This is a genomic window from Paraburkholderia sp. (genome assembly GCF_028283785.1).
Lineage (GTDB): Bacteria > Pseudomonadota > Gammaproteobacteria > Burkholderiales > Burkholderiaceae > Paraburkholderia.
The window spans coordinates 314932-334683 of sequence record NZ_JAPWKB010000005.1 but is presented as its reverse complement, the minus strand read 5'-3'; the positions used below and the strand labels follow the sequence as shown (position 1 = coordinate 334683).

Genomic DNA, 19752 nt, shown 5'->3' with positions numbered 1-19752 from the left:
GGATGCGGTGCATGACTGACCGGGCGTGTCGCACGGTCGGCGTTCCGCTCACGCTTAGCGAGGCAGCGCAATCCGGATTCGCGCTTCTGTCTCGGTGAAATTGCCGCTGAGTTCCGCGCCATGCCCTTTGACGATCGCGCTGGCGATATACAGGCCAAGTCCGAGCCCGCCGCGATTGTTCGGATTGCCTAGCGAGCCGCTCTTGAACGGATCGGTCAGACGTTCGAACGGCATCGCCGGTTTGGCGATCACGCGATTGCGCACTTCGATCGTAGTGGATGCGTCGTCGAGGTGCGCGATCAGCTCGATCGGATACTTCATGTCGCCATGTTGCCGCGCGTTGCTGATCAGGTTGCCGAGCGCCTGGTGGAAGCGGTCCTGATCGACGAACGCCTGACCGAGATCGTCGGCCCATTGCGTGGTGATCGTGATGCCGGGATGCGTCAGCCGGTTCTGTTCGACCGTCGATTCCAGCAGATCCTTTAGTCCGACCTGCTCGCGGCTCAGACCCAGACCCACGCCGGAGCGGATCCGGCTGACATCGAGAATGTAGTTGATCAGCGACTGCATGCGCCGCGTCGATCCCTCGACGCGCTTCGCCGTGTCGTTGCTGGTCGCGAGGCCGCGGCCCATCAGTTGCACGGCCATGTTGATCGCCTGCAACGGGTTGCGCAGATCGTGGCCGAGCGTGGCGAGCAAGGTGGTCCGCGCGCGTTCCGCCTCGCGCATCCGGTGAAGCGCGACATCCTGAAGAATCGCTTTCAACTCGCGTGCGGCGAACTGGTCCATTTCGGTCCATTCACGACTACGGCCGCGCACGGTCTGCTTCCACACTTCGAACGACCCGCGCGGCGTCAGGCGTACGCCGTTCGGCCCCCTGGCGATGACCTTGTCGGGCGGTCCTGCCCAGTTGATGGTTTCGACCAGTTCGTCGCGCAACCAGACGATCGTGATCCGCGCATCGCCGAGCATCTGGATCGCGAGGCAGCCTGCGGCGTCGCCGTCGAGCGTGCGGAGCGGACCGAGCGTCGGCAGATCGGCCGACAGCGACGACGTGGCGAGCAAGTCCTGCCGGGAGTTCGCCATATGCTCCGCGAGCGCCCACAGGCTGTCCTTGTCGGCCACGGGCGCACGGCCAAGGGCAATCACTTCCCGATCGACGATCGCCATCACTGCTTCGCTGGCGAGCAACGACGCGACTTCCGGCGCGGCGACCGCGAGTCCGGCGAGCGGATCGTCGGCCTGCATCAGTTCGGACGCGATCTGGGTGCGCAGTTCATGCACGCGCCGCTCGTTGAGCGCGCGTTGCCGGGCTTCGATCTGCGCGATCAGGATCGACACCACCTGGGTCAGCACGGTGCACGACAGCCGCACCGCATGCGAGGCGCGGTACGCCGTCATGTGATGGCACGCGAACAGTCCCCACAGCTTGCCGTTGACGATGATCGATACGCTCATCGACGCACCGACACCCATGTTCTTCAGGTACTCGATATGAATCGGCGACACGCTGCGCAACACCGAATAGCTGAGATCGTACGCACCGTTGGTGCGTGGATGCAGCGGCGGTTCGATCGGCACCGGCGGCGCATCGACCGATGCAATCTGGCGGATCGGATTGAGCACATACAGACGCCGCGCCTGCGCGGGAATGTCGCCCGCCGGATAGCGTTGATGCATGTACGGCGGTAGATCGTCGCGTCGCGCTTCGCCCAGCACTTCGCCGCTGCCGTCGAGCAGAAACCGGTAGCCCATCACGCGGTCGAAGCCGGTCATTGCACGGATCGCTTCGGCGGTGGCTTGCAGCAGCGAGGCGGGGTCGGCGTAATCGTTCGCTTGCAGACGCTGGATCGCGCGTTGTGCGTACAACGCGAATTGCGAGGCCGCGGGTGTGTTGAGGGCCAGTTGCTCGAACTCGGCAATCAGCATCTCGCCCGACCAGTGAAGAACGAGGTCGAAACGGTCGCCGCGCACGCCTTTGCATTCGACGCTTTCAAGCGGCATATGGGGATCGGCCAGCGCCGCCCGCAGCGTTTGCCGCGACAGCGGACTCAGATGCGCGTCGGTGACCGGTTCGCCGAGCTCCGGCAACGGTCCGAGCCATTCCGTCGCGTTCGCGCTCCTGGCGAGCAGGCGGCCGTCGCGGTCGAATCCGAGCAGCGCGCCGTGCGGCTGGATAAAGCCCAGCGCGTGAATCGGTTCCTGGTCGCAGTTGGCGACGATCTCCGGAAGTTGTTCGTTGTTGTCCATGGCGAAAATATAGCCTGGCTTGCGACGGAAGTTGAGCGTTCGCAGAAAATCGGCGCGACCGCGCGGGACCGGCTAGAAGCCGCCCGCCGCCCGCCCGTTAGCGACGAGGCGCAGCCGTGCGCGGCGCGCGGCCCGCTGTTCGGCGCAAAGTTGACCGACGGTCGAAAGAAACAGCGGCAGCGGACACGGCTTTTGCAGAAAGCGCGTCCATGTCGGATGCATGCTGTCGCCCAGTGGCACGGCGCTGTGCACCAGCACCGGAATGGTCGTGAGGCGCGGCTCCGCGCCGAGGCGCCTGCACAGTTCGGCGCCGTTCATCGTCGGCATGGTCCAGTCGGTGATGACCAGATCGGGCAGATGCACTTTCAGGGTATCGAGCGCTTCCGCGCCGTTGTGCGCGCAGCGCACGTCATAGCCCTCCGAGGTGAGGATGAATTGCCAGGCCGCAAGAATGTCCGGCTCATCGTCGACCAACAGAAGTGAATACATGTCATCTAGCCGCGGTAAGTTTTGCAAGTCGTTCTGATTTTTACGGCCTTCGCGGGCCTTTCCGGTTACACGCGCGATGCGCGCGTCAATCGGTTCAGGCAGCGCCGGCGGCGTTTTTAAGGCCATCGGCGTCGCCCGCTTAAAGGTTTTCTCCTCCGATGTAAGCAATTGGCGAGCCTGGCATGTTGCACTGCATCGCGTGACGCTGCCAGCATCGCTTCAGTTGGGCGAGCGGCATCGGCCGGCCGATCAGAAATCCCTGCAATTCCGAGCATCCTTGCGCAATCAGCGCGTCGCGCTGTTCGTCTTTTTCGACCCCTTCCGCGATGGTTGCAATCCCGAGGTCTTCGCACAGACCCGCGATGGCCCGAACGATCGCGTCGGATTTCGGATTTTGGCGAAGGCCCTGCACGAAGCTCCGGTCGATCTTGATACGCGTGAACGGAAACCCGTGCAACAGACTCAGCGACGAATAGCCGGTGCCGAAGTCGTCCATCGCCACGCCGACGCCGAGCGAGCGCAACGCGGTCAACACTTTGCGCGACGTGTCCGAGTGTTCGAGGAACGCCGTTTCGGTGATCTCCAGTTCCATCCGTTGCGCGGGCAAACCGGATTCACGCAACGCCGCCGCGACGATTTGCGCGAAGTCGTCGTAGATCAGTTGAGCGGGGGACACGTTCACGCTGACGCGAATCGGCGACGGCCAGTCGGCCGCATCGCGACACGCGCGCCGCAATACCCATTCACCGATTTCCGGCATCAGGCCGCGTTCTTCGGCAACCGGAATGAATTCGGCGGGCGACACGTTGCCGTAGTCCGCGTGACGCCAGCGCAACAGCGCCTCGCACGCCGTCGTCACGCCGGTTTTCGCATCGACGATAGGCTGGTAATGCAAGTCGAATTCGCCGTTCCGCAACGCGTGGCGCAGGTCGTCCTCCAGCTTGTTACGCATCCGCAGCGGGTCGTTCATCCCGTGTTCGTACAGACGATAACCGCTGCGGCCTTCGCGTTTGGCCTTGTACAGCGCGAGATCGGCTTGCTGCAGGATGGTGTCCACATCGGCGCTGCCGGGCGTGCACATCACGATGCCGATGCTCACGCCCACCGTCACTTCGTTGCCCGCGATCTCGAACGGCTGCGTCAGTTGACGCACGCACCGATCCGCGAGCGAGGACGCCTGCTCGACGTTCGCGCACGACGACAGCACGATGGTGAATTCGTCGCCGCTCAGGCGCGCGAGTTGATCGCCGCCGCGCAGGATGCCCGATAGCCGTCTCGCCACCGCGCGCAGCAGTTCGTCGCCGACGTGATGGCCGAGCGTGTCGTTGACGGCCTTGAAGCGGTCCAGGTCGAGATACATCAGCGCGCACGACGCATGCGGCGTGCGGCGTTCGAGCAGATGCCGCAGATGCTCGTGGAAGCTGGTCCGGTTCGGCAGGCCGGTCAGCGGATCGTGATGCGCGAGATAGGCGATGCGCCGTTCGCTGTCGCGGCGCTCGGTGATGTCCTCGATGGTGGACACCCAGCCGCCGTGCGACAGCATGCGCGTGACGATCAGCACATTGCGTTCGAGATGCGTGAATTCGACCGTGGTTTGACGTGAGTTCGGCGCGAGCGCGACCAGCAGATGACGCCGCAGCGCGCGCGCCGATTCCGCGTGATCGGACACCAGAGGCCGCGCAATCGCGCAGATTTCGCGCAGCACCGATTGCAGACGCGCGCCCGGATTCAACCGCTCGACGGGAATCGACAGGATCTGCGCGAACTGGTCGTTGCACAGCACCAGACGGCCGTGGCGATTGAACAGGCAGATGCCCTGCAACATGTTGTCGAGCGCGAGGTCGAGGTTGCGGGTGGTCTCGGCCAGCTTCAACGAATTCTTGCGTTGCTCGCTGCGGTCGCGGGTAATTTTTGCGTAACCGAACAGCTTCGCGGCGTCGTCGTAGATCGGCTGGATGATCACGTGCGCCCAGAAACGCGTGCCGTCCTTGCGCACGCGCCAGCCTTCCGTTTCGAAGCGGCCGGCAGCGCGCGCCGTGTCGAGACCGAGTTGCGGCAAGCCGCGCGTCTGGTCTTCGGGATCGTAGAAACACGAGAAGTGACGCCCGACGATCTCGCTCGCGGTATAGCCTTTCGCGCGTTGCGCGCCCGCATTCCAGTTCGACACGATGCCGTTCGTGTCGAGCATGTAGATCGCGTAATCGGTGACGCCTTCGACGAGCAGACGGAAGCGCCGTTCGTGGTCGCGGGTCAGTTGCTGGAGGTTGCGCGCTTCGGTGCGGTCGCGCGTGACTTTTGCGTAGCCGAACAGTTCGCCGTCGTCGTCGTAGATCGGATCGATCACGACGTGCGCCCAGAACCGCGTGCCGTCCTTGCGCACGCGCCAGCCTTCGGTTTCGTGTTTGCCCGCGCCGAGCGCGGTGGCAAGACTGCGGGCGGGCATACCGGCGGCGCGGTCTTCGGGCGTGTAGAAGCAACTGAAATGACGCCCGACGATCTCGCGCGCCTTGTAGCCTTTCGCGCGTTCGGCGCCCGCATTCCAGTTCGACACGATGCCGTTCGTGTCGAGCATGTAGATCGCGTAGTCGGTGACGCTTTGAACCAGATAGCGGAAGCGCCGTTCGTGCTCGCGCGATTTCTCCATCATCAGACGCTGTCCGGTGCAGTCGCGGGTGATCTTCGCGAAACCGAACAGCCGGCCGTCTTCATCGCGCAACGCGTCGAGCACCACGTGCGCCCAGAAGCGTCCGCCATCCTTGCGCACACGCCAGCCTTCGGACTCGTGCTTGCCGGTCCGTCGCGCGATGTCGAGATTCTCGCCGGGCAGATTGGCGAGCCGGTCCGCGGTCGAATAGAAGCACGAGAAATGCTTGCCGATGATTTCGGCGGCGGTATAGCCCTTCGCGTGCTGCGCGCCGGCATTCCACGTCGTGACGATACCGTCGACGTCGAGCATATAGATCGCGTAGTCGGTAATGCTTTGCACGAGGCGCTGATAGGTCGCCTCGTCTTGCGCAATGGCGTCGTCGGCGGCGTTCATCGGCGTCTCCGGCGCGTGCAGGACGACGACCGTGGATAACCATCGGCGCGACACATGGCGAGCGGGCACGCGAAGCCGTGCGGCAGCTTCGACTCGATCCAAAGGCGCTTCCCAACCATCAACGAAATTCCAGAACGCACGCCGCTTTTCGAAAAGCGATCGTTTGAACCCGTTCGGCTGGTCGCATGTTGTTGTGCTTCGACCCGCCGGCGGTGATTCCTCGGTCACTGCTTTACGGCAAAAATCCGGTGAGATTGATAGCGGACCGACATGCGGCTTTCAGCGCAAACGTTGGCGAGGCATCGTTTTTTTAAATTGAAATGATGATGTAATAGGGATGAGGCAGATCCGTCAGTGGATCCACGCAAACGCGGCCAGCGCCACCATCACGGTGACGGCGCCGCCGATGCGCGTCGCGATCTGCGCGAACGGCATCAGTTCCATCCGGTTCGCCGCCGTCAGGATCGCGACATCGCCGGTGCCGCCGAGTCCGCTATGTGTCGCGTTGACGATCGCGGCTTCCACCGGGTACATGCCGATCAACCGGCCGACGAAAAAGCCCGTCACCACCAGCGTCAGCACGGTCGAAACGGCGGTGACGATATTGACCCAGTGAAACGCGGTGACGATTTCGCCCCACGGCGTCATCGCGACGCTGATCGCGAACATCAGCGGATACGTGACGGCGGTCGAGAAAAAGCCGTACATGAAGCGCGCGCCGCCCCGCACGCGCGGCGACACGACGTGGAACAATTGCGCCGCGACCACCAGAATCAGCATCACGACCGGCGCGGGCCAGTCGAACAGTTGATGACTCAACACCCCGAGCAGATACAACGCGATGGCCGTCGCGCCCGCCGCCGCGACCGAACTGACGTCGAACTCGAACGCGAGCGGCGGCTTGTGCATGTCGGCATCGTCGGCATGGGTGGCGACGGTCAACTGGCCGTTGCCGGTCCACGACGGCTTGCGCGTGCCGAGGTAGCTCAACAGCCCCGCGCAGCAGATCGCCGCGATATTGCCGAGCATCACCGCGGACAACACCTGCGCGAACAGCGGCCCCTGCTCGACGCCCATGATCTGCGCGTAGCCCGCCGACAGCGGCAATGCGCCTTCGCCGACGCCGCCCGCCATGATCGGCACCACCACCAGAAACAGCGCGTGATGCAGATCCAGCCCGAGCGCAACGCCGACGCCGGTGCCGACGCACGCCGCTGCGATCGAGCCTGCCGCGACCGGAATGAAAATCCGCACGAAGCCTTTGATCAGCGTGCGGCGATCCATCCCCAGCACGCTGCCGACGATGATCGCGGCGATGAACAGATAGAGGAAGTTCGACTGTTTGGTGAAGTCGGTGACGGCCTTGACGACCGGCGACGGCATCAGCTTGTAGTACACCAGCATCGACGGAATGAATGCGGCGAAAATCGACGTCGCGCCGATATGGCGAATCCACGGAATCCGCTTTGCCAGTTCCGCGCAGGTAAAGCCGCCGACCGCGACCAGCGCGATGCCGGTCGGCAGGTCCGCGGCGAGTTTGCCGCGGATCGTCATCGCGGCCAGCACTGCCACCAGCACGAGATACACCGGCAGCGGCAACGAGCCGATCCGCAGATCGAACACGGCCCACCAGCGGTCCTTGAAGGTTCGCGCGGGCGCGGATTTGAGCGTCGCGGCGTCGGATGCAACGGCTGCTTTCATGGCTTTGTCTCCGTTCATTGTCTTGAGCAGGTCTGGCTAGACCAGCAGCACCAGCGCGACGCCGTAGACCACCGCGCCGACCAGGAAGGTCATCACCGTAAAGCCGAGCACGCGTTGCACGCCGATGCCGGCCATCGCGACGACCGGCGCGGCCCAGAACGGTTGCAGCATGTTCGACACCTGTTCGCCCATCGCGACGGCCATTGTCGTTGCGGGCACCGACGCGTGCAGCGCGACCGCCGCCGGCACTACGAACGGACCTTGCACGGCCCAGTGACCGCCGCCGCTCGGAATGAAGAACGTGACGATCAGCGAGCACACATAGCTCCAGAACGGCAGCGTGTGCGCATTCGATATCGTGATGAAGAAGTGCGAGATCACGTCGGGCAAACCGGTCGCGTCCATCATGCCCATGATGCCGCCGTACAACGGATACTGAAGCATCATCGAACCGGTCTGTTTCGCGGCGTTCTTGACGGCGTCGGCATAGGCGAGCGGATAGCCGTGCAGGATCACGCCTGCGATGAACATCACGAAGATCACCGCGTTGACGCCCGTGAACGCAATGTGTTCGCTGCGCGCCACAACCAGCACCGCGACACCGACCGCGCCGATAAACGCACTGCCGATCCACGAGTATTCGATCCAGCGCGCGAAGCTCAGCTTGCCCTGGGGTTTCACGCGCGGCGGCGCATCCGGATGTTTCTCCGTGTCGAGCACGACGGCGTCTTCGTCGCGCGGCTTGAGCCACGCGAACACGAACGGCATCGCGACCAGCATCACGATGGTCGGCACCAGATTGAAGCTGGTGAACACAGTCGAGCCGAACGGCAGCACCTGGCCCGTCAGCTTCTGCACGACGTTCATCGCGCTGCCCGGCGTGGATTGCGCAAGCGCGATCGAACTCGAAATGCCACTGGCCCACACGACCCATCCGGAGAAGCCGGCTGCGACGATCCACGCGAAATCCACGCGCATCCGCTTCGCCACTTCGCGCGCGAGCAACGCGCTGACCACGAGACCGAAACCCCAGTTCAGAAACGACGCGAGCGCGACCAGCACGAAAGTGAGCGCGGCCGCCTGAACAGGCGTACGCGCGATCGAAACCAGCGCCTTGAAGACGCGCTGCACCAGCGGCGCATGCGCGAACGCGTGACCTGTGACGAGGATCAGCGTGATCTGGAACGCGAAGGTCAGAATGTCGAAGAAGCCTTTGTACCAGCCGGAGATCAGCCGTCCCGCCGACGCATGCGGCGCGAAACACACCGACAGCGCCGCGACCACGACGGTAATCAGAATGGCGAGCACGAACGGATCGGGAATGGTCCGTTCGAAGAAAGCGATGGTCGCTTCCGTAAAGCGTGTCTTGCGGACGCGGGGTGCCGTGGCGGCGGTTTTCATACGTGTCTCCGGAGATTCATTGTGTTTCGCGCGTTCTTGGCGTGCGTCGATCAGGGGGATTCAGTGCGTGTCATTGCGCCGTGGCGAAGCCGTAGAGCGCGGCCGGGTTGTCGACCAGAATGCGTCGGCGGGTGGCGTCGTCACCCGTCCAGGTGCCGAGCAGATCGAGCAGATCGGCGTCGTCCGGCTTGTGGGTTTCGGTGACGTGAGGCCAGTCGCTGCCCCACACCACGCGCGTCGGCAACGCATCGATCCATGCACGCGCGGTCGGCGTCGTATCGGCGTAACCGTGGGTCAGGCCGAGTGCCGAGTCGAGATACGGACCGGACAGCTTGACCCACACGCGGCCGTTGTCGGCGAGTCGCCGCACCACGTCGTAGGCCGGATGCGACGTGCGTTCGGGCAACGGCAAGCGGGCCAGATGATCGAACACGATCGACGACGGCAGGCGCGCGAGCATCGCCTGATGCTCGACGATCTGCGCTGCGGTCCAATGCAGTTGCACGTGCCAGCCAAGCTCCGCGACACGGCGCGCCAGCGGCTCGACCATCTCGAAGGTGACGACTGCATGCGCGGGCGTGTACAGCGTGAAACGGATGCCGCGAATGCCGCCGTCATGCAGCGCGGCGAGTTGCGTATCGGTGACGGCGGGCGACAGCACCGCGACGCCGCGCGTGCGGTCATGACCCAGCTGGCGGATCGCGTCGAGCGTGACGGCGTTGTCGGTGCCGTAGATGCGCGGCGTCACGACGACGGTGCGCTGCGTGCCGATGCGGGTCTGTACCCGACGGTAATCGTCGACGCTCGCGCCTTCCTGGAAGCCCGCCAGCGACGCGCCGTCCGCGATAAAACGGCGATCGTAAATGTGCATGTGCGCATCGCACGCGCCGGCCGGTGCGGTCAATCGGGTCTGTGGCGTTGCCATCGTTCGTCTCCGTCCTGATGCGGTTGCCGTGCGCCGAAACCTGAACTCAGAGTACCGCGCGCGTTGCGCGCAGCGCGTCGATTTCGGCGTCGCTCCAGCCTTCGTCGCGCAGCACCTCGGTCGAATGCTGGCCGAAGGCGGGCGCGGCAACCGGCTCGGGGCCGGGCGTGGCGCTGAAACGGATCGGCTGCTTGAAACCGCGATACGTGCCGACGCCGGGATAGTGATACGTCGCGACCATGTCTTCGGCGAGCACTTGCGGATCGTCGAACATATCCTCGATGCTGCGCGCGGCGGCGCACGGCACGGCTTCGCCGAACAGCGCTTCCCATTCGGGCGCCGAGCGCGCCTGAAGCGCTGCGTGCAATTGCGGCACGATCTCGTCGCAATGCTGCGCGCGCTTGCGCACGGTGTCGTAGCGCTCGTTGGTGGCGAGCGCGTCGAGGCCGGTTTTCTCGCACAACGCCTGCCAGAAATGCGGCGTATTCGCGGAGATGTACAGGTAGCCGTCGCGGGTCGGATGAATGCCGGTGATGCCGCCGGAACGCATATCGCGGCCGACGTCTTTCGGTTCGCTGTCGGCCCAGATCATCCGTGCCGATTGCATCGTCAACGCGCTGCGCAGCAGCGACACGCCGACATACTGTCCGGCGCCGTTGCGTTCGCGCTCGAAGAGCGCCGACGACACGCCCGCGGCCACCATTGCCGCCGCGTAGTAATCGACCACCGACCCGTACAGGATCTCCGGCGGGCCGCCACGCTTGCCCTGCAACGTACACATGCCGCTCATCGTTTGCAGCACCTGGTCGTAACCGGCTTTTTCCTTGTTCGGACCGGTATCGCCATAACCGGTAACGGCGCAGTAGATCAGGCGCGGATTCACGTCGCGCAACTGCTCGTAGGCGATGCCCAGACGCGCGGGCACGTTCGGGCGGAAGTTGTGCACCAGCACGTCGGCGGATTTCACGAGCTTAATCAGGACCGCGAGCGCTTCCGGCTGCTTCAGGTCGAGCACGAGGCCGCGCTTGCCGCGATTCACGCCCAGAAACGCGCGGCTTTCGGCTTCGAGCGTGGACGGATACTTGCGCAGGTTGTCGCCAGTCGGCGGTTCGATCTTGATGACTTCCGCGCCTTGATCGGCGAGCAGCGTGCAGCCGTACGGGCCGGCAATATAGGCGCTCAGGTCGAGCACGCGAATCCCCGCCAACGGTCCCGTTGCTGCGGCTTCGGATGAGTGGGACGAACGTTCCATGAGAGGCTCCATCGGTATGGCTATGTCGGGGGATGCGGCGTGGCGCGGCGTGTCAGTCGCGCGCGATGCCGTCGGCCAGCGCGCTGCGTTGCGCATCGCTGAGCAGGCCGAGTCGCGCTGCGTCGCGCACCAGCGCGCGGGCACGTTCGACGAACGGCGGATCGATCATCTTGCCGTCCACCACGTAAGCGCCGATACCGTTGGCGTCGGCTTCGCGCGCGGCTTCGACGACGCGCACGGCATGCGCGATGTCGTCGTCGGACGGACGGAATACCTCGTTCGCCAACGCGATCTGCGCCGGATGAATGCAGCTCTTGCCGAGAAAGCCCATCGACCGCGCGAGCTGCGCTTCGGCGCGAAAACCGGCTTCATCCTTGATATTGGCGAACGCCGAGTCGTACGCGAACACGCCTGCTTCACCGGCGGCGATACGCAACGTGAACATCGCCTGCTGGATCGCCGCGACTTCGCGGCGCGCAATACCGAGCGGTTCGAACAGATCGCCGAGGCCGAGTTGCAGACCCGCCACGCGGGGATGCGCGGCGGCCAGTTCGGCGGCGTGGCGCAACGCTTTCGGCGATTCGACGTTGAGCAGCAGACGGATCGGCGTGGTCACGCCGTTGGCGGCTTCGGCCTTGTCGAGCGCGGCCGCGGCGGCGCGCACGTCGTCGGCGGTTTCGGGTTTCGGGAGATTGATCAGATCGACGCCGCGCTGCGCGACGGCGTCGATATCCGCGCTGAAATGCGGGGTGTCGATTGCGTTGACGCGCACGATCAGCACTTTGCGGCGGTCGGCCTGCCCGATGTCACCGGAACGGAACAACTCGCGCAACGCGGCGCGCGCTTGCGGTTTGCGCTCGGCGGCGACGCTGTCTTCAAGATCGAACGACAGCGCATCGGCGGCGCTGGCCAGCGCCTTCGCGAACAGTTCCGGTCGCGAGGCAGGCACGAACAGTTTGCTTCTCATGTCTCCGTTCCATTCTTTGATTTACTGGAAGCCAGTCTAAAACTCGTCTGGATTTAGATAAACTATCCAGACCTATCTTCAAACGACAGATAAACTATCGTTATGGACGTCGCCTTTCTCGCCAATCTGTTGCTCGTCGTCGATAGCGGTTCGATGGCGGAAGCCGCGCGCCGGATCGGCGTGACGCCGGCCGCGGTCGCACAGCAGGTTCAGTCGCTGGAGCGCGAACTGGGCGTCGAGTTGCTGGTGCGCTCCGGCCGCACGGTGATGCCGACCGAGGCGGGCTATCGCGTGATCGAACGGGCGCGCGGGCTGGTGCGCGAGTTCGGGGAACTGAAAGCGTTCGCGCTCGAAGGCGTGGCGGCTGGGGAACTGCGGATCGGCACGATCACCACCGCGTTGCTGAGCCTCGTGCCGGACGTGCTGGCGCGATTCGCGAGCGCGTTCCCGCAGGCGAACGTGCTGATTCGCGCCGGCACGTCGATGGAACTGTATGAAGCGCTGCAACGCGGCGATGTGGACGTCGCGGTGTGCCTGCATCCGGCTTTCGCGTTGCCGAAAGCGTACGACTGGCACCTGCTGCGCGAGGAGCCGATCGTCGTGCTCGCGCCGTCGCGACTCGCCGGCCGCGATCCGCACGATCTGCTCGCGCGCGAGCCGTTTATCCGCTACGACCGGTCGCTCGGCGGCGGCAAACAGGCCGACCAGTATCTGCGGGCGGCGAAGATCGTTCCGCACGAACTGTTCGAGCTGAACTCGCTGATGGCGATCGCGATGATGGTCGATCGCGGGCTGGGGGTGTCGCTGGTGCCGGATATCGTGTCGCCGCTGACCACGCATCTGGAGGTCGCGAAACTCGCGTTGCCGGTGCAGACCGAACCGCGCCGCTTCGGCGTGCTGTGGCATCGCGCGTCGCCGCGTGCCCGGCTGATCAAGGGTTTTCTGGCCTGCTCGGACCAGGTCTTGCTGCGGGAACGGACCGAAAGCCCGCGTGAGCGCCGGAAAGTGCCGGGCAAAAGTTGATGCGATAATTTTGTCCGGCGCGGTGCTTCGAACATGAAAGCCCCGGCTATCGCGGCATCGAATCACTGGCTTCGCAACACAGGACACGGTCAGCTGTGGACGACACACCCATTTCAGGTATCCCGATCTACGCGCGCGGCGCGATGGCCGACCGCGTCAGGACGCATCATTGGCACACGACGCCGCTCGGCCCGATCGAGCGGTGGCCGGCTTCGCTGCGCGTCGCGGCGAATATGGTGCTGGCGTCGAATTTTCCGGGGTGTCTCGCGGTCGGCCGCGAACTGACGATGATCTACAACGACGCTTTCGTGCCGATCCTCGGCCGCAAGCCGTTCGCGCTCGGCCGCTCGTTCCGCGATGTGTGGGCCGAAGCGTGGGACGTCATCGGGCCGATTGCCGAGCGCACGCTCGCGGGCGAGTCCACCTTCATCGAAGATTTTCCGCTCGAAGTGATCCGCTACGGCGTCGTCGAGCAGACTTACTTTACGTTTTGCTACAGCCCGGTTTTCGATGAACACGGCAACGTCACCGGTCTGCTCGACACGGTTGTCGAAACCACCGCGAAGGTGTTCGCCGAACGCAAGTTGCAGGCGTTCGCGGCGGCGCTCGAAGACGAAGTGAAAGCGCGCACGGCGGATCGCAACCGGATGTGGCGGCTGTCGGTGGATGCAATGGTCGTGATCGGTCCGGAAGGACGGCTCCAGTCGGTCAATCCGGCGTTTCTGAGCCTGCTCGGCTGGAGCGAGGCGGACGTGATCGAACGGCGCATCGTCGATCTCGTGCATCGGGACGACTGGCCGAAATTCGGTGCCGGACAGCTTTCCCGCAAGGACAACGAGGTGTCGTTTCGCGTCGAATCGCGGGTGTTGCGCAAGGACGGCGGCTATACGACGATCGACTGGACCGGCGCGCAACGCGACGGCGTGACGCTTGCGATCGGTCGCGATACGACGGCGGATCGCGAAACTGCCGAGGCGCTCCGGCAGGCGGAACTCGCGTTGCAGCAGGCGCAAAAAATGGAAGCGATCGGCCGTTTGACGGGTGGCGTCGCGCACGATTTCAACAATCTGCTTCAGGTCATTTCCGGCAACCTTCAACTGCTTCCGCGCGAAGTCGCAGGCAATGCGCGCGCGACGCAGCGGATGGACAACGCGCTGGTGGCCGTCGATCGCGGTGCGAAACTCGCCAGCTATCTGCTCGCGTTCAGCCGGCGTCAGGCGCTCGAACCGAAGGTCGTCAACGTCGGGCGCGCACTGACGGCGATGCACGACATGTTGGGACGCACGCTCGGCGAGGCGTTCGAGATCGAGATCCGTATCGCCGACGGCCTGTGGAATACCTTCGTGGATACCGCGCAGGTCGAGAACGCGGTGCTCAATCTGTGCATCAACGCGCGCGATGCGATGGACGGCAGCGGCACGCTTTCGATCCACGTCGACAACGTCGAACTCGACGCCGATTTCGCGCGCAACGAACAAGATGTGCTGCCGGGGCACTACGTGCGGCTGTCGGTGAGCGACACGGGCTGCGGGATGTCGCCCGACGTCGTCAGTCAGGCGTTCGAGCCGTTCTTTACGACCAAGCCGGAAGGCAAGGGCTCGGGCCTTGGACTGTCGATGGTGTTCGGCTTCGTCAAGCAATCCTGCGGGCACGTGACGATCGACAGCGACGTGGGCCGTGGCACCACCGTCAGCGTGTATCTGCCGCGTTCGCTCGATATCGAAGCGCAGGTCGCGCCGGGTGCGTTGCAAGCGGTGACGGGCGGCTCGGAAACCATTCTGGTGATCGAGGACGACGAAGGCGTGCAATCGGTCGTCGTCGAGATGTTGAAGGAACTCGGCTATCGCGTGCTGAAAGCCGGTAACGCGTCGAGCGGACTCGCGATCGTCGAAAGCGGCATTCCCGTCGATCTTCTCTTCACCGATGTCGTGATGCCCGGCCCGTTGCGCAGCACGGAGCTGGCGGCGCGCGCCCGCGAGCGGTTGCCCGAGATCGGCGTGCTGTTCACGTCCGGCTATACGCAAGAGGCCATCGTGCATGGCGGCCGGCTCGATCAAGGCGTCGAGTTGCTGGTCAAGCCCTATACGCGCGAGGCACTCGCGCGCAAGGTCCGCTTCGTTCTGGAAAACCGGCGCTGACGGCGCGCGGGGAATCCCGCCGCCCTCAATTTCCGGCGGTTCGTGCCGTAATACGCGGTAAGGCAGGCAATCGGCTTTTGCGCGATGTCTGTATCGACCGGGCATGCTCCAACCAGAACTCCTATGAACGCCACTGCGCCACCTGTGACGACGCGCTCGTTGCTGCCGTCTTTCGTCGGTTGCTTTCTGTACTTTTCCGCAGTGAGTTGCCTGCTTCTGCTGTATCGGGCGTATCACGCCGCGCATTCGATCGACGTTGCGCTGACACCGACATCGCGTCTGTCCGCGCCGCTGCAATGGATGTGGCTCGGCAGCGTCGCGCTGGCCAATCTCGGCATCGCGATTGCGCTGATGCGCGGGATGTCGCGCGCGAAACCCGTTCTGATCGGCGTCACGGCGGTCAATGCCGCCGTCGATCTGCTGACCACCACGACGTCGCTGGGTTCGACCGTGTGGGGTTTGCTGATCGCCTGCGTGCCGGCGGCGGTGCTGGTGCTGTCGCGGGTCGATATCGGTCCGGCCGCGTTCGAGCCGGACGGCGGCTGGCGTGCGGCGCGACTGGCTGCCGGACGCCTGTTATACGGTCTTGCGGCGTTCGTAATGCTCGTCACGCTCTATGGACTGTTCAACGGTCAGGCGCCCGCGCATGCCACTGCCACGCAATCGGGTGCGGGCGTCTTCATCCTGATTGGCTTGTCGCTGATGCTGGTGGGAGGCGAATTGACCGGGCAGCGCAAACGCGCGGTGCGCGAAGCGGGGATTCTGCTCGTCGCGCTCGCGTCGTACATGGTCGTGTCGTGCACGTCGAGCTATGTGTTTCTGAAGCTGTACTGGCCGCGCAATCCGTGGCACTTCTTCTGGGACGAGACCTTGATATGGCTGATCGTGATCGCGATGTGCGGATTCGCGTTGCTGGCGCTATCGGAGAAGCACCGCCCTGCGTGATGTGTGATGTGTGATGTGTGACGCGTGAAGGCTGAAAAAAAACCGGTGACGGCATGTGCCGTCACCGGTTTTTCGGGCAACCGCTCGAAGTGGCAGAAGCAGGCTTAGACGGAAACGGCCGCGCGTTTCGGCGTGACAGCCGACACGATAAACGTGACGACGATATTCGCCGCCAGCGCGATCAGACCGATATACAGCGGGTACGTTGCGTCGCCGAGATGCAGCGCGAACACCGGCTTCAGACCCTGGATGATCGCGAGGCTCGTGCCGATCACGATGCCGACCAGCCAGCCGAGAAACAGCCCCGGCGTGTTCAGTCGACGCGTGTACAGCGAGAACACGATTGCCGGGAAGATCTGCAGGATCCACACGCCGCCGAGCAACTGAAGGTCGATGGCGTATTGCGTCGGCAGGAACACGATGAACAGCAGCGCGCCGAACTTCACGACCAGCGACACGATCTTCGCGGTCGACGCTTCCTGAGCCGGACCCATCGACGGTGCGACCAGCGGACGCCACAGGTTACGCGTGAACAGGTTCGCTGCGCCGATCGACATGATGGCGGCAGGCACCAGCGCACTGATGGCAATCGCCGCCGCCGCGAAGCCGACGAACCACGACGGGAACAGCGTGTTGAACAGCGTCGGCACCATGTCCGAAGCCGATTTCACATGCACGCCCGCTGCGATGGCCATATAGCCGAGCAACGCGATCAGGCCGAGCAACAACGTGTACGCCGGCAGGAAAATCGCGTTCTTGCGCACCGTCTGCGCGGACGACGACGACAGCACGGCCGTCATCGTATGCGGATACATGAACGCCGCGAGCGCCGAGCCCAGTGCGAGCGATGCGTAGGCGGTGAATTGCGTCGGCTTCAGGATGATGCCGGTGGCGCCGCCCTTGGCCTTGAAATACGTATCGGCTGCATCGAACACGTGAGCGTAGCCGCCGAGCTTCGACGGGATCAGCCAGACGGCGGCGATCACGACGATGTAGATCATGATGTCCTTGACGAACGCGATCATCGCCGGCGCACGCAGGCCGCTCGTGTACGTGTACAGCGCGAGAATCACGAATGCGACGATCAGCGGCAATTCGCCGGTGACGCCGAGTCCCTTGATCACCACCTGCATACCGACCAGTTGGAGCGCGATATACGGCATCGTCGCGACGATACCCGTCAACGCGACCGCAGCCGGGAACCACTTGCCGCCGTATTCGCCGTGGACGTAATCGGCCGCCGTGATGTGGTCTCGCGCCTTCGCGATTTTCCACAGTTTAGGCATCACCGCGAACACGAACGGGTAGACGATGATCGTGTACGGCAACGCGAAGAAACCGTATGCGCCGACCGAGTAGACGAGTGCCGGAACCGCGATCACGGTATAGGCGGTATAGAAGTCGCCGCCGACCAGGAACCACGAAATGACGGTGCCGAACTGACGTCCGCCGAGACCCCATTCATGCAGTTGCGTCAGGTCGCCGCGCTTCCAGCGTGCCGCAAAGAAACCGACGACAGTGACGAGAACGAAGAAGGCGATGAAGACGGTCATCGCGACCGGATTGACTGGATTGATATCGTTCATTTAAGGCCCCGGTACACGACGTAGATCAGCACCGACGTGAGCGGAACCCACAGAAACTGATACCAGTAGAAGAACGGAAAACCCGCGAACGACGGTTGCGTGTCGTTATAGAACGGCAGCCAAAGCAGCGCGACATACGGGATCAGCAAGATTAACCAAAGCCAGGAACGGCCGGATTGTTCGGTTGATGGCACTACGGTCTCCTTCTGGGTTGCATTTTGAAACCAACGACTCGATTGCCGACGCGAGACCTTATGAGTCACGCATTCGCAATAGCTTACAAAACGCTTGGCATCATTTGGGTGCAAAGCGCGTGCTTCACTAACGTCAAAAGGCCCGCAAGGGCCTTTGAGTATTCTGTCGAGGCAAACATCCCTCTTCTAAGGCGGGTTCGAACCGGTTGAAGCTGACAGTTCGTAATGAAATGCAGCTGAATCAGCGTGATATGTAATTAATTTGAAAGCAGCGCGGGTCGAACACGCGGTATTCGGCATTTACCGGATTGACCGCGATCATACGCACACGAAAGAACGGTGTCATCCGTAAGCGCCTTAGCGAAATCGCCTACGTAAAGTTGCGTAGACAGCGCCATGCCGAGTGGAAAGTTCTTTAGCGATATTGAAATCGCTAAAGACATGATCGACGCTAAGCTTATTGAATAGCTTTGGCTAAAGCGGTGAGATTGCGGTGAGCCCGGACAGCCACGCGGACAGCCGCATCGTGATCGTATCGAATGACGGCCGCTCGTCAACCTGTTCGCTTAGACAGGCTTCGAGCAATGCATCGACGTCGCTTGCGCCAATGGCTGTTCTTACGTCGCTACGTTCGATCAGTTCTTCTAGCAGACAACCGAATGCGCGTACTTCGAGACGTTGCAACGCGCGGGCGAGTTCGTGATCGTCAGGCGCGAAAAACGATGCCGCGCCGAAGTCACCGAGCAACGCGCGGCCGTCGCCGCCATGCAGGATGTTGTGCGCGTACAGGTCGCCGTGCATCACGCCGCGTCGATGCAGATGACTCGCTGCCGACGCGATGCCATGCGCGATTCGCAACGCCGCAGCGTTGTCGAAGCGAAGGCCGTCGCGGTAGATATCGCGGGTACAGGATGCCATGCTCGGTGGTCCGGCGAGATTGTCGAACGCGGGATCGATCAGCGTCATCACCAGTCCATGCGTGCCGTCCGGATGATCTTTCACCTTGCCGATCACCGGGATCAGGTTCGGATGACGACTCGCATGAATGCACGCGGCCATTTCGCAGTCGGGCAGACCGTCGCTCGTGACTGCGCCTTTGAACAGCTTGAGCGCGACATGCTGCGCGGGACGCGGCTGGTCGCTGTCGTCTGCGCGCAGCGTCGCGCGATAGATCACGCCCGACGCGCCTTCACCGAGCGTGTGTTCGAGCGCAAGCGACGTCCACGCAATCTCCGCGACCGGCGTATCGATCGACGCGGTGTGTTCGAGTGCTTCGCTAAACGGATTGCCTGCGTAAGCGAGCCACGTCAATCGCGGCAAGCGCAATAGCCAGTCGGGTAGTGCGCTCAACTGGTTCGCCGCAAGACGCACGAGTTCGAGACGCGTGCATGCGGCCATCTCGGGCGGCAACGCGCGCAAGCGGTTGCCCGCGAGCATCAACTTCTGGAGTTGCGAACACGCGCCGATTTCCGCGGGCAATGCGTCGATATCGTTATCCGTCAGGATCAGCCAGCGAAGCTGCGGCCCGAGCGCAGCGCCGGGCACGGTGCGAATCCGGTTCGCCTTGAAGCCGACCATGCTGAGTTGCGGGAATTGCCCCAGCATCGCGGGCAATTCGGTAAAGCGGTTATTCGACGCGAACAGGATTCGCAGACGGCTAAGCCGCGGCAAATCGTCGGGCAGTGTCGACAGTGCATTGCCGGACAGGTCGAGGACTTCGAGCGTGTCGGCGAGATCGAAAATCTCGCGCGGGAATTCGGTCAACCCGCACGCGAGCTTCAGTTGCCGCGCACCGGCAAGTTGTCCCGCCTTCAGTTGTTCAAGTGTGGTCGTCACGATGG

General features: G+C 63.5%; 14 protein-coding genes. 3 read left to right on the top strand and 11 right to left on the bottom strand.

Annotated features, from left to right (window positions below; genetic code table 11):
- Positions 1-54: 54 nt before the first annotated feature.
- The 8 genes from PW947_RS05515 to PW947_RS05480 form a co-directional block, all read right to left on the bottom strand.
- Positions 55-2250, bottom strand: a complete 2196-nt coding sequence (locus PW947_RS05515; protein WP_299630061.1) for a histidine kinase dimerization/phospho-acceptor domain-containing protein — start codon at positions 2248-2250, stop codon at positions 55-57.
- 72 nt (positions 2251-2322) lie between these two features.
- Complete coding sequence (locus tag PW947_RS05510) at positions 2323-2865, bottom strand: response regulator (RefSeq protein ID WP_299630060.1); 543 nt, start codon at positions 2863-2865, stop codon at positions 2323-2325.
- 13 nt (positions 2866-2878) lie between these two features.
- On the bottom strand, positions 2879-5779 hold the full coding sequence (locus PW947_RS05505) for an EAL domain-containing protein (protein ID WP_299630059.1): 2901 nt from the start codon (positions 5777-5779) through the stop codon (positions 2879-2881).
- 351 nt (positions 5780-6130) lie between these two features.
- Positions 6131-7480: a 2-hydroxycarboxylate transporter family protein gene (locus PW947_RS05500; protein ID WP_299630058.1), complete on the bottom strand. Its 1350-nt coding sequence runs from the start codon at positions 7478-7480 to the stop codon at positions 6131-6133.
- Between the two features lie 36 nt (positions 7481-7516).
- Entirely contained in the window at positions 7517-8881 is a 1365-nt protein-coding gene (locus tag PW947_RS05495; protein WP_299630057.1) for a TIGR00366 family protein, read from the bottom strand.
- A gap of 70 nt (positions 8882-8951) precedes the next feature.
- On the bottom strand, positions 8952-9806 hold the full coding sequence (locus PW947_RS05490) for an amidohydrolase family protein (protein WP_299630056.1): 855 nt from the start codon (positions 9804-9806) through the stop codon (positions 8952-8954).
- A gap of 46 nt (positions 9807-9852) precedes the next feature.
- A complete protein-coding gene (locus PW947_RS05485) occupies positions 9853-11058 on the bottom strand; it encodes a CoA transferase (RefSeq protein ID WP_299630055.1) in 1206 nt (401 codons plus the stop codon).
- 52 nt (positions 11059-11110) lie between these two features.
- Positions 11111-12025, bottom strand: coding sequence for a CoA ester lyase (locus PW947_RS05480; RefSeq protein WP_299630054.1), 915 nt, complete (start codon positions 12023-12025; stop codon positions 11111-11113).
- A gap of 102 nt (positions 12026-12127) precedes the next feature.
- Between PW947_RS05480 and PW947_RS05475 the strand changes: the two genes are divergently transcribed.
- From PW947_RS05475 to PW947_RS05465, 3 genes are all read left to right on the top strand, one after another.
- A complete protein-coding gene (locus PW947_RS05475; protein WP_299630053.1) occupies positions 12128-13048 on the top strand; it encodes a LysR substrate-binding domain-containing protein in 921 nt (306 codons plus the stop codon).
- A 95-nt stretch (positions 13049-13143) separates the two neighbouring features.
- Complete coding sequence (locus PW947_RS05470) at positions 13144-15186, top strand: ATP-binding protein (protein WP_299630052.1); 2043 nt, start codon at positions 13144-13146, stop codon at positions 15184-15186.
- A gap of 123 nt (positions 15187-15309) precedes the next feature.
- Positions 15310-16131, top strand: coding sequence for a hypothetical protein (locus tag PW947_RS05465; protein WP_299630051.1), 822 nt, complete (start codon positions 15310-15312; stop codon positions 16129-16131).
- 104 nt (positions 16132-16235) lie between these two features.
- Here the strand turns inward: PW947_RS05465 and mctP are convergent, their stop codons facing one another.
- From mctP to PW947_RS05450, 3 genes are all read right to left on the bottom strand, one after another.
- Complete coding sequence (gene mctP / locus PW947_RS05460) at positions 16236-17717, bottom strand: monocarboxylate uptake permease MctP (RefSeq protein WP_299630050.1); 1482 nt, start codon at positions 17715-17717, stop codon at positions 16236-16238.
- Complete coding sequence (locus tag PW947_RS05455) at positions 17714-17911, bottom strand: DUF3311 domain-containing protein (protein ID WP_299630049.1); 198 nt, start codon at positions 17909-17911, stop codon at positions 17714-17716. Before PW947_RS05455 ends, mctP begins: the two co-directional genes overlap by 4 nt.
- 474 nt (positions 17912-18385) lie before the next feature.
- Positions 18386-19747 (bottom strand): protein kinase, encoded by a 1362-nt coding sequence (locus PW947_RS05450; protein ID WP_299630047.1) that lies wholly within the window; start codon positions 19745-19747, stop codon positions 18386-18388.
- Positions 19748-19752 lie beyond the last annotated feature (5 nt).